The 11,279-nt window shown below is 67.8% G+C and carries 12 protein-coding genes; 1 reads left to right on the top strand and 11 read right to left on the bottom strand.

Going from position 1 to position 11,279, the window contains the following annotated elements; translation table 11 throughout:
• Positions 1-334 (top strand): IS30 family transposase (locus GONAM_RS05510; protein WP_006865789.1); only part of this gene is annotated, 334 nt, incomplete at its 5' end.
• A gap of 66 nt (positions 335-400) precedes the next feature.
• Here GONAM_RS05510 and GONAM_RS05505 read toward each other — a convergent pair.
• The 11 genes from GONAM_RS05505 to GONAM_RS22895 form a co-directional block, all read right to left on the bottom strand.
• Positions 401-802 carry a hypothetical protein gene (locus GONAM_RS05505; protein ID WP_006865788.1) on the bottom strand — a complete coding sequence of 134 codons (402 nt, stop codon included), beginning with the start codon at positions 800-802 and terminating at the stop codon, positions 401-403.
• The gene (locus GONAM_RS05500) at positions 799-1,620 is read right to left on the bottom strand and encodes an isoprenyl transferase (RefSeq protein WP_006865787.1); all 822 of its coding nucleotides are present in this window, start codon (positions 1,618-1,620) and stop codon (positions 799-801) included. The genes GONAM_RS05505 and GONAM_RS05500 overlap by 4 nt, the downstream gene beginning before the upstream one ends.
• Positions 1,601-2,416, bottom strand: a complete 816-nt coding sequence (gene recO / locus GONAM_RS05495) for a DNA repair protein RecO (protein WP_040535466.1) — start codon at positions 2,414-2,416, stop codon at positions 1,601-1,603. Before recO ends, GONAM_RS05500 begins: the two co-directional genes overlap by 20 nt.
• Positions 2,417-2,498: 82 nt before the next feature.
• On the bottom strand, positions 2,499-4,355 hold the full coding sequence (locus tag GONAM_RS05490) for a pyruvate kinase (protein ID WP_006865785.1): 1,857 nt from the start codon (positions 4,353-4,355) through the stop codon (positions 2,499-2,501).
• A 50-nt stretch (positions 4,356-4,405) separates the two neighbouring features.
• Positions 4,406-5,812, bottom strand: coding sequence for a YhgE/Pip domain-containing protein (locus GONAM_RS05485; protein WP_006865784.1), 1,407 nt, complete (start codon positions 5,810-5,812; stop codon positions 4,406-4,408).
• A gap of 56 nt (positions 5,813-5,868) precedes the next feature.
• Positions 5,869-6,792, bottom strand: a complete 924-nt coding sequence (era, locus tag GONAM_RS05480) for a GTPase Era (RefSeq protein WP_006865783.1) — start codon at positions 6,790-6,792, stop codon at positions 5,869-5,871.
• Entirely contained in the window at positions 6,785-7,129 is a 345-nt protein-coding gene (locus GONAM_RS05475) for a cytidine deaminase-like protein (RefSeq protein ID WP_006865782.1), read from the bottom strand. Before GONAM_RS05475 ends, era begins: the two co-directional genes overlap by 8 nt.
• Complete coding sequence (locus tag GONAM_RS05470; RefSeq protein WP_006865781.1) at positions 7,126-8,553, bottom strand: hemolysin family protein; 1,428 nt, start codon at positions 8,551-8,553, stop codon at positions 7,126-7,128. The genes GONAM_RS05475 and GONAM_RS05470 overlap by 4 nt, the downstream gene beginning before the upstream one ends.
• A gap of 2 nt (positions 8,554-8,555) precedes the next feature.
• Complete coding sequence (gene ybeY / locus GONAM_RS05465; RefSeq protein ID WP_006865780.1) at positions 8,556-9,137, bottom strand: rRNA maturation RNase YbeY; 582 nt, start codon at positions 9,135-9,137, stop codon at positions 8,556-8,558.
• Complete coding sequence (locus GONAM_RS05460; protein WP_040535464.1) at positions 9,134-10,222, bottom strand: PhoH family protein; 1,089 nt, start codon at positions 10,220-10,222, stop codon at positions 9,134-9,136. The genes ybeY and GONAM_RS05460 overlap by 4 nt, the downstream gene beginning before the upstream one ends.
• Positions 10,223-10,366: 144 nt before the next feature.
• The gene (locus GONAM_RS22895; RefSeq protein ID WP_006865778.1) at positions 10,367-11,224 is read right to left on the bottom strand and encodes a hypothetical protein; all 858 of its coding nucleotides are present in this window, start codon (positions 11,222-11,224) and stop codon (positions 10,367-10,369) included.
• Between the last annotated feature and the right edge of the window lie 55 nt (positions 11,225-11,279).

Raw genomic sequence — 11,279 nt, 5'->3', positions numbered from 1 at the left:
CCCCGAGATCCTGCAGCGGTCGTTGACCTGGGATCAAGGTACGGAGATGGCGTTACACACCGCGATCACCGCAGCCACCGGGCTGCCGATCTACTTCGCCGACCCGCACAGCCCCTGGCAGCGCGGCAGCAACGAGAACACCAACGGCCTGCTGCGCCAGTACTTCCCCAAAGGAACCGACCTGTCATTCCACGGGCCCGGCATCCTGGCTAACGTGGCCGCCGAACTCAACGGCCGACCCCGCAAACGACACGGCTTCCGCAGCCCCGCCTACAAGCTCGACGAACTACTACGCTCAGAACCAACCGATCCCGCTGTTGCAGCCACCGGTTGAATCCGCCCATCGAGCGCCCTGTAGAGGGTCTTTTCCAGGGGCGGGTTCGGAACAGGGCCCGGGAAGCTACTTCGCGACCAGGCGTTCGGCGGCGTCGACCCCGGCGGCGAGCACGATGTGCAGGACCGTCAGGAGTGGCAGGTCGTCGAGTCGTCCGGCGGGAAACGTGTAGTACTGCAACACATCAGTGGTGACGCCGGCCGGGTCCGAGCGGCGGAGGCTGCCGAAGCTCATCTGGGCGCCGAAGGCTTCGACGTCGTCACGCAGGGTCGGGGTGTTGGGCAGGTCCATGGCGACCATCTGGGTCACGGCGAGAACGTCGAGGCCGTCCGACAGCGTGAGCACTCGGATCGACGCACGCGTCGGACCGACCTGCACCACAACGGATTCCGCGTCGGGACGATCGGTGGGGCCGAGCTCGGCCACGATGACGGCGGCACGTTCGAGCAGTGCGGCGGCATCGGTCACGACGGCTTCACCCCACCGAAGCGACGGTCCCGGGAGGCGTACTCCAGGCAGGCGTCCCACAGATCGCGGCGGTCGAAGTCCGGGAACAACTTCTCCTGGTAGACCATCTCGGCGTAGGCCGACTGCCACAGCAGGAAGTTCGAGATGCGCTGCTCCCCCGACGGCCGCAGGAAGAGGTCGACGTCGGGCATGTCGGGCTCGTCGAGGTAGCGCGCGAAGGTCGACTCGGTGATGCGTTCGGGATCGATCTCGCCGCGCGCGGCGCGACGGGCGATCTCGCGGGCGGCATCGGCGATCTCGGCGCGGCCACCATAATTGACGCACATCGTCAGCGTCATCACGGTGTTGTCCTTGGTCAGTTCCTCGGCGATCTCGAGTTCGCGGATGACGCTGCGCCACAGGCGGGGTCGGCGACCCGCCCAGCGGACACGGACACCCATCTCGTGCATCTCGTCGCGGCGTCGGCGGATGACGTCGCGGTTGAAGCCCATCAGAAAGCGGACCTCTTCGGGGCTGCGGGACCAGTTCTCGGTGGAGAAGGCGTACGCCGACAGCCAGCCCACGCCCAGTTCGATGCAGCCGCAGACGGTGTCCATCAGGACGGCCTCGCCGCGCTTGTGCCCCTCGGTGCGCGGTAACCCGCGATCGGTGGCCCAGCGGCCGTTGCCGTCCATCACCAGAGCCACGTGCCTGGGTACGAACTGGGCGGGAATGGCCGGGGGTCGCGCTCCGCTGGGATGGGGGTCGGGGGGACGAACCTCAGTGCGTGGGCTCGTCGGTTTGCGTCCCTTCGACGAACTACCCGGCCGCAACGCCATCGTCGACTCTCCTCACCCCGTCATCCACCACTGGCTCGACACCCGTTTCCATCAGCCTATGAGGCGCGGTGCGTTCGATGAGCGGCAGGGTTCGGAGCTGACGTTCGAGATGCCATTGCAGATGCGCGGCGGTGAGGCCGCTGGCCTGGCGGCGCAGCGAGTTCGACGACTCCTCCACGTGTTCCCACTGGCCCTGGAACAGCGCGTCCATGAGGTCGAGCACGCCGGGCGACGGGGTGGCCGAGCCGGGGGGTCGGCAGTGCAGGCACACCGCTCCGCCTGCGGCGACGTGGAAGGCCCGGTGCGGACCGGGGTTGGCGCAGCGCGCGCATTCCTCCAGCGCGGGCATCCAGCCTGCGCTGTACATGGCCCGCAGCAGGTAGGCGTCGAGGATCAGTTCCCGCGGCCGACGGTCCTCGGCCAGCGCCTGCAACGCACCCACCGTGAGGCGATGCAGCTGGCGGGTGGGTGCGCGTTCCTCACCCGCCAGCCGCTCGGCGGTCTCGAGGACCGCGCAGGCCGTCGTGTAGCGCCCGTAGTCGGCGACGATCGCGTCGGTGAGGGCGTGCAGGCTGTGCACCTGGGTGACGACGTCGAGGCTGCGTCCCGGGTACAGGTGCACGTCGATGTGGGCGAAGGGTTCGAGGCGGGCGCCGAACTTCGACCGTGTCCGGCGCACCCCCTTGGCGACCGCGCGCACGAGCCCGTGCTCCGCGGTCAGCAGGGTGATGATGCGGTCGGCTTCGCCCAGCTTGTGCTGGCGGAGCACGACGGCCTCATCCCGGTAGAACCTCACCCGCCGATTGTCCCACCGTCCACCGACACCGCCGCCCCCGACATGCCCTTCGCAAGCTCGGGGCTGCTCGAATAGCAGTGGATCAGCGCGGGCTGATGTCGAACGAGGTGAGCGGACGGAGCAGCGACCGTTTCTTCTCGACGTGGCCGCCCATCCGGTCGAGGATCGAGGTGAGCGCCTCGATGGCCTCGACGATGTACGGACCCTTGTTCAACATGACCCCCTCGGCACGGCGGCTCATCGCGGCGTCGGTGACCTCGGCACGCGACGGAACGCCCTTCTTCGCCAGGCCGTCGAGAACCTGGGTGGCCCAGATGACCGGAATGTGCGCGGCCTCGCAGAGCCACAGGATCTCCTCCTGCACCTCGGCCAGCCGGCCGAACCCGACCTCCACGGCGAGGTCGCCCCGCGCGATCATCACGCCGACGGCATCCCATCGCATCGCCTCGAGCAGCATCTGCGGCAGCGACTCGAAGGCGGCGCGGGTCTCGACCTTCAGCACGATCCCGACGTTGCGCGCGTCGAGGCGTTCGAGTTCGGAGATGAGATCGGCGACGTCGCCCGGTGACCGGACGAACGAGTAGTTGACCATGTCCGCGTGAGTCGCCACGAACTCGAGCGCCGCACGATCCTCGGGCGTCAGCGCCGGGATGTGCAGCGTCGTGTCCGGGAGGTTGACGCCCTTCTCGGCTCGCAGCTTGGAACCCTTCGGGCCGGCGCGTTCGACGTCGACGATGATCTCGTCGTCGAGCCTCTCGCGTACGCGTCCGGCGATCTTCCCGTCGTCGAACAGCACCCGGTGCCCCGGTTCGACGTCGTCGAAGGCGTCCCCGAGTTCGCATCCGATCCGATGTGGTCCGACCCTGGTCGCGGGTGTGGGCGTGAGGTCACGCTGGAGCCGGATCTCGTCGCCGGTGCGGATCAGCAGATGCTGACGCTTCTCCGGCAGGTCCCCGACGGCGAGGGCCTTCCCGCGGACGCGTTTCACCGTGATCGACGACCCGGTCCGATAGTAGACGGTGCGATCGCATTCGGCGTCGATCCCGGCTCCGGACACCGCGACGACGTCCAGGCGTCGACGGCGACCGCGTGCGTCGCGAAGCCGGAGTCGGTCGCCCTCGGACACCGCGCCGAGGTCGTCGACCGGGATGATCGCGTCGATGCCGTCGGGCAGGGCGTGATCGGGACCGGGCCGGGTCGTACTCAGCCGCACCCGCGATCGGCGTTCGACGGTCCCGTCGTCGGCTCGGACAGGTTTCACCTTCACCACCTTCGGCCCCGGTTCGAGCGGTCCGGTGCGGAGTTTGGGTCCGGCCAGATCCATCGCGACGCGCACACGCCCGGGGAGTCCGCGCACCGACTCGATCATCCGCGCCCATTCGGCGGGTCCGTCGTGTGCGCAGTTCACCCGTGCCACATCCATCCCGGCCTCGCCCATGCGTCGCACCAGATCCGGGTCGTCGGCGGCCTGGGTCGGCATCGTGACCATCACCCGACTGGCCCGTTCACCGTGCTCGTCGCCGGGCCGGTCGGCGGTCACGTCGTCGGCCCCACCCGGGTGCACGCTGCCCAACAACTGGTCGCGGTTGGCGCCGAGAATCCGCACCCCGTCGGAGAGATCGCCCCAGATCGGGTGTCTGCGTCGGCCTTCGGCGAGAGCGTCAACGGTCTCGATGACCGTCTCTATCCAGGAGTAGACGATCGATTCCATCCGGCCGAGGCTCGACAGCCCGTGGGCGGCCATCGACGATTGCAGCGGACGCAGATCGCGACGCCGCACCGTGACGTAGTGAACGAGGTTGCGCGCACTCTGCCGATGCTGTTCGGCGACCGCGGAGATCAGCGGGCCGGCGAGCTGTTCTGCACGGTCGAGTTCGTCCCGCAGGTCGTGCAGAGCGGCCGACATCTCCGCGATCGACATCTCCACCGACGTACCCATGCATCCACCGTGCCAGGTTTCCGCGGAAAGGGGCGGAGCGCAGATCCCGCTCAGCCCGCGTTGACGATCTTGTCCAGCTTCGGCGGGAGCGTCATGCCGCCCGGGTACCGGTGCCAGCCCTTGCGGTCGTAGTACTTCGTCCCGAGCATGCCCAGCAGCACGCCGAGGAGAAGGCCGATGAAGCACTGGATGACCGACCGCGCGAGTCCGGCGGACAGGTCGGCGTCGAAGTACAGGACCGATCGCACGCCGAGGTAGATGACGTGCATGGGCTCGATAGCGGCGATCCACTCGAAGAACCGCGGACTCGCCTCGAGCGGCAGTGTGCCGCCCGACGACGGCAGGCCGAACACGACGAAGAACACGAGGTTGAACAGCAGACCGGCGTTGCCGAAGACGGCCATCATCGCGCTCGCGCTCACCCCGACCGCGAAGATCGCGAGGATCGAGATCAGCCACAGCACGAAGGCGTTCGGCAAGGAGGTGCCCACCCAGGAGCCGACCGCGATGAACAGGGTCGAGAGCACCACCGAGACGAGGAACATGATGGTCCATTTGGCGGCGAGCGTCGCCCAGCGGCTGATCGCGAGGCGTTCGCGGAGCTGGTAGAACGGGCCGTACTCGATGGGCGTCTGACCCAACATGCCGTCGACCACGATGCTCACCATCATCGCGCCGGTGAAGCCCGCCAGCACCAGCAGCAGCGTGAGGTAGAACGCGGACAATCCGTTTCCGGCGCCCTGTGGCAGCGGCGTCGGCTCCGTCACCGAGACCGCCACCGGACTGGCGAGCGCGAGCTGGGCGGCACCGGTGAACGTGACGTCGTTGCGGTCGAGCTGATCGCGCACTTGCGCGGTCAGCTGTTGTCCGACCTCGGCGTTGACCCGCGTGGTCACCTGCTCGGCGAAGGTCGAGGTGATCGACGATGCGAAGGCGCCGGACCCGCGGTTGATGAAGATGTCGATGGCGGGACGCGTCGGTTGCGCCGGGAGCACCGTCGAACGTCCCAGCGCCACTGCACGATTGGTGAAGTTCGAGCCGATGATGACGACGCCGTACACCTTGCCGCTGTTCAGTTCGCCGAGAGCGGTCGACCGGTCGGTGCGCCGGACGACGATGCCGTTGTCGGCGGCCGAGGTGATGATGCCGTCGGCGACCTGATCGCCGATGTTCTGCTTGGTGGCCTTGCCGTCGGCGCCGGTCACCTCGCCACCGGAGTCCTCGTTGACGAGGGCGATCGGGAAGTCGTGGAGGTGGCGCTGCGGGTCGACGACGGCCGACATGTACAGCGCGGCCATGAGCGAGAACAGCACCGCGACGAGGATCAGCGGAGCGAGCCAGAACCGGGGCGATCCGAGCACCCCGGCGATGGTCCGTCCGGTCGGTTCCTCGATCTCCGGCGCCTCGTGCGCTCCGTGACCTGTCTCGGAGGCCTCCTGCGACTCGTGCGTTCCCATCGACGTACCTCCCCCGCGGCCCATGTCCGCGAGGACGGTGCCGTCAATCTTCTCGTCTAGAAGCCCAGCCGGCGGAGCTGCTTGGGGTCGCGCTGCCAGTCCTTGGCGACCTTCACGTGCAGATCCAGGTAGACCTTTGTCCCCAGCAACCGCTCGATCTGTGCGCGCGCAACTGTACCGACCTCCTTCAGGCGTGCTCCCTTGCGCCCGATGATGATGCCCTTCTGGCTGTCCCGCTCGACGAAGAGCACCGCGTGGACGTCGACCATCGGCGGCTGGTCCGGACGCCGGTCCTCGCGGTCGATGACCTCCTCGATCACCACGGCGAGCGAGTGCGGCAGTTCGTCGTGGACGCCTTCGAGGGCGGCCTCGCGGATGAACTCGGCCATGAGGACCTGTTCGGGTTCGTCGGTGAGCTCACCGTCGGGATAGAACGCCGGGCCCTCTTCCATGAGGCTGACGAGCACGTCGCTCAGGACGTCGAGCTGCTTGCCCGACTTCGCCGACACGGGCACCACCTCGGCGTCGGGGCCGAGGAGTTCGGAGAGCGCCATGAGTTGCTTGGCAACCTGTTCGGGGCCGACCCGGTCGATCTTGGTGACGACGCCGAGAAGCGTGGTGCGCGGCGCCATCTCGTGGACCTGGGAGATGATCCAACGGTCGCCGGGGCCGATCGCCTCGTCGGCCGGGATGCAGACGCCGATCACGTCGACCTCGGAGTACGTGTCGCGCACCAGTTCGTTGAGCCGCTTGCCGAGCAGTGTGCGCGGTCGGTGCAGACCCGGGGTGTCGACGAGGATCAGCTGCGCGTCGGGCCGGTTGACGATGCCGCGGATGGTGTGACGCGTGGTCTGCGGCCGGTTGGAGGTGATCGCGATCTTCTCCCCCACCAGCGCGTTGGTGAGCGTCGACTTGCCGGTGTTCGGGCGGCCGACGAAACAGACGAAGCCGGAACGGAATTCGGGGGCGGACTCAGACATCGGCGCCGCCGAGTCGTTGCTGCGGCCGGCCGGCTGCGTCGGTGACGTAGGCGTAGGCCTGCGGGCTCAGTTCGTGCAGGGTCGCGAGACCGGGATCGTCGGCGTCGCCGTTGACCAGCACCGCCGCCTCGAAGGCGGTGGCTCCACTCGAGATCGCCGAGGCGACCGCGACCTGCAGGCCACTCAGCGTGAGGGTCTTGGTGCGGACCTCGGCGCCCGCGTAGGTGCGGCCGTCGCCGTCACGAACGGCCGCTCCGGACCGCGCCTCGGCGCGTGCGAGTGCTCCACGTGCGAGCACCACGAGCTTCTGATCCTCGTCGGCGAGGGTCTCGGTCACTGATTCATCCTTGCTGTCGGTTGCTCGTGGTTGTTGCGATGGGACTCGTCCTCGTGTTCGCGGGCCGCGGTGCGGTCATGGCGACCCTGCCGGCCGGAATGCCCTCGACCACTCGCCGATTCGTGCCGGTGCGAGTCCCGGCCGTCGTCGTCGGTCCCGGGGACGCGCGTGACGAGGACCGTGATGATGCGTTGACGTCCCTTGCGGTTGGGACCGCCCTCGGCCACGAGCTGCAGGCCGTGGGACTTGACCCTTGCCCCGGGCAGCGGGACGCGACCGAGTTCGAGGGCGACGAGTCCGCCGACCGTCTCGACCTCTTCCTCCTCGATCTCGACGTCGAACAGCTCGCCGAGATCCTCGACGGGAAGCCGTGCCGACACCCGGTACGAGCCGTCGCCGAGGTCCTCGACGGGCGCGAGTTCGTCGGTGTCGTATTCGTCGGTGATCTCGCCGACGATCTCCTCGAGGACGTCCTCGATCGTCACCAGCCCGGCGATGCCGCCGTATTCGTCGACGAGGATCGCCATGTGGTTGCGCGTGAGCTGCATGTCGGCGAGGACCTTGTCGAGCGGCTTGGAGTCCGGGATGAACTCGGCCTCGCGCATGATGTCGGAGACGCGCAGCGTCGTCGGGTCGAGGCGTTTGGCGACCGTCCGCTGCACCATGTCCTTGAGGTAGACGATGCCGAGCACGTCGTCGGTGTTCTCGCCGATGACCGGGATACGCGAATGTCCCGACCGCGTCGCGAGATTGGTGGCCTGCAGAACGTTCTTGTCGGCCTCGATCCAGACCATCTCCGGCCGCGGCACCATGACCTCGCGTGCGCTGGTGTCGCCGAGATCGAAGACCGAGTGGATCATCCGGCGTTCGTCGGCGGCCACCACACCCCGCGCCTCGGCGAGGTCGACGACCTCGCGCAGCTCGATCTCGGTGGCGAACGGGCCGTTTCGATAACCGCGACCCGGGGTCAGCGCGTTACCGATGAGGATGAGGAGCCGGGTCACCGGTTTGAGCAGGATGCCCAGCGCCGACAACAGATACGACATCGACAGCGCGATGGTGTACGCGTGCTGGCGGCCGAGGGTGCGCGGCCCGACGCCCATGGCGACGTAGGAGATGACCGTCATCGCGGTGATGGCGACGACGAGTCCCCAGCCGACACCGAGCCATTCGGTAGCGGACAGAGCGATGAGCGCGGCGGCCGCGGTCTCGCAGACCACACGAAGCAGGACCACCAGGCCAACATAGGTGGCGCGGGCGTCGAGGATGATGGCGAGGCGTCGGGCGCCGGCGCGGCCCTCGCGGACCATGTCGTCGACACGCGCGTTGGAGACCGTGGACACCGCGGTGTCTACCGCGGCGAACAGTCCGCCGAGCGCGATCAGGACGACTGCGGCCACTATGAACCAATAGTCGTGGGACACTTTCAGTCTTCCTCGGACCGTCCGGTCGTCCCCGCGTCTCCGGTCCCTTGTTCGGTCCCGGTGAATCCGATGTTCGACAGCAACCGCGAGTCACGGTCGGTCTGGCGCTGTTCCTGCGCGCGCCGGTGCCGTTCGGCGTAGAAGGCGTCGAGGATCTCGTTCTGCAGCCCGAACATCTCGCGCTCTTCCTCGGGTTCGGCGTGGTCGTAGCCGAGAAGGTGGAGGACACCGTGGATGGTCAGCATCGCGAGCTCGTGCTCGAAGGAGCGACGCGCCTCGCGGGCCTGCTTCTGGGCGAACTCGGGGCACAGGACGATGTCGCCGAGGATCGCCGGACCGAGATCGGTGGCGTCGGGACGGCCGCCCGGGACGAGTTCGTCCATCGGGAAGCTCATCACGTCGGTGGGTCCGGGCAGGTCCATCCACTGCACGTGCATGTCGGCCATGGTGTCCTCGTCGACACAGAGGACCGACAGCAGCGCGGCGGGGTTCACGTCCATCGCATTCACCGCGAACCGTGCGGCGTCGACGATCAGCTCGGCCGGGACCTCGACCCCCGACTCGTTGGCCAGTTCGATGCTCATGAGCGACGCCCATGAGAAGCCGCGCGACGCGCCGCGCGGTTGCCGCCGATCGCGGCGTCGATGCGTGCACCGGTGCGCTGGGATTCCTCCGCACGACCGTACGCGTCGACGATGTCGGCGACCAGGCGGTGCCGCACGACGTCCTGGCTGGTGAGCCGGGAGAAGTGGATGTCGTCGATGCCCTCGAGGATCGCGGTCGCCGCCATCAGACCGCTCTTCGCACCGCCCGGCAGGTCGACCTGGGTCACGTCACCGGTGACGACCACCTTGGAGCCGAAGCCCAGGCGCGTCAGGAACATCTTCATCTGCTCGCTCGTCGTGTTCTGCGCCTCGTCGAGGATGATGAAGGCGTCGTTGAGGGTGCGGCCGCGCATGTAGGCCAGCGGGGCCACCTCGATGACCCCGGCGGCCATCAGCTTCGGGATCGCCTCGGGATCCATCATGTCGTGCAGGGCGTCGTACAGCGGGCGCAGATACGGGTCGATCTTCTCGCTCAGCGTGCCCGGCAGGAAGCCCAGGCGTTCGCCGGCCTCGACGGCCGGGCGGGTGAGGATGATGCGGTTGACCGACTTCGACTGCAGGGCCTGCACGGCCTTGGCCATCGCGAGATAGGTCTTGCCGGTGCCGGCCGGACCCAGCCCGAACACGATGGTGTTGTCGTCGATGGCGTCGACGTAGTGCTTCTGGTTCAGCGTCTTGGGCCGGATCGTCTTGCCGCGGCGCGAGAGGATGTCCAGCGACAGCACCTCGGCGGGCGATTCCTGGCCACCGTCGGAGAGCATCGACACGCTGTGCCGGACGAGGTCCGGGGTCAGCGGGGTGCCACGCCCGACGAGGTCGGTGAGTTCGGCGATGACGCGTTCGGAGGCGGCGACATCGGCGGGCTCGCCGGTCAACGTCACCTGGTTGCCGCGCACATGGATGTCGGCGGGAAGCAGCTGCTCGAGCGTCCGAAGGTTGACGTCACTGGCACCGAGCAGCCCGAACACCACTCCGGGAGAGACTTCGACGGTGGATGTGACCCCAGACCGGCGCGGCTGCGTTCGGCTGGATTGCCCGCTCGGGTCGGGGTTGTCGTCACTCACGTATGAAATCACTCCTGGTGGTCTGCGGTTGTGGCCTGCGCGTGTCCGCTGATTCGCAGTGAGGATTCACTGAAGGAAACGCACAGTTGTATGGCCAGTGTATCGCTATGCAACGGCCGATCAGCAGGCAATATTTCCTGACCGTCAACCGTCGAGTGTCGGTTGGCCCATCGCAGCCAACCGGCGCAGTGCTCGACCATCGGCCAACTCGGCGCGATCCTCCGGACTGAATGCGTAGTAGTCGAGGAAGTCGAGAAGTGGCGCGGCACCGACGGCGAAGAGATCGGCGGTGATCCGGACCGATCCCTGAGCCTGCATGTACCCCGGGGCGAAGGGCCCCCGGTAGAAGATCTCCACGCCGGCTCGTGCCCGATCTCTCAGGACGATGCCGATCTCCGGATTCTTGCCGTCGGCGAGCGGAACGATGTCTGCGATGTCGTCCCACTCGACCGTTTGCTTCAGCCGAAACCCGGTGACGTCCACACCGGCAGTCGAAACCTCGATGCTCGGGTATCGCAGGAGTCCCGTCGCGAACCAGGCGAGGGCGATGGCGGAGTATGCGGCGATCGCGGCTGTGATCCAGGGGAAGACCGAAGCCTGTCCCGGACTCATCGGAAAATCGAACTGCCCCAACCACATCCCGATGGCGAACAAACCGGAGGAGACCGCGATCAGCGTCAGAGACACTCGATACGCCATCCGCAGTCGACGCGAGGTCGCGAACCGAATCCCGCCCGGTACCGTCTCGGCCGCCCCCGGAGCCGCGGTGGACCGCGCCCGGTTCCTCAGCACGAGCCCAGACGCCCAGAGGACCGCTGCGCAAGCTGCGGACGCGCACACATAGAAGGCTGCATCCATGAAACGGCCGTCAGACAGCGCTCGCCCCAGCCGCCACAGCCAGAAGAGTGCGAGGGCTCCGAAGAGGGCCAACGCCACATATGTCCAGCGGGTCCGGACGCGGAGCCTCGCCCATTCGGGCACCGGTGTGGACTGGTCAGTCATGGCTGACGACCCTGCCCCTGGTCACGAGGCCGAGTCACGAAGGGCCGAGTCACGA

This window comes from Gordonia namibiensis NBRC 108229 (assembly GCF_000298235.1).
In the GTDB taxonomy this organism is placed as follows: Bacteria; Actinomycetota; Actinomycetes; order Mycobacteriales; family Mycobacteriaceae; genus Gordonia; species Gordonia namibiensis.
Note: the sequence above shows the minus strand (reverse complement) of the source record. Positions and strands in the feature narration are given on the sequence as shown.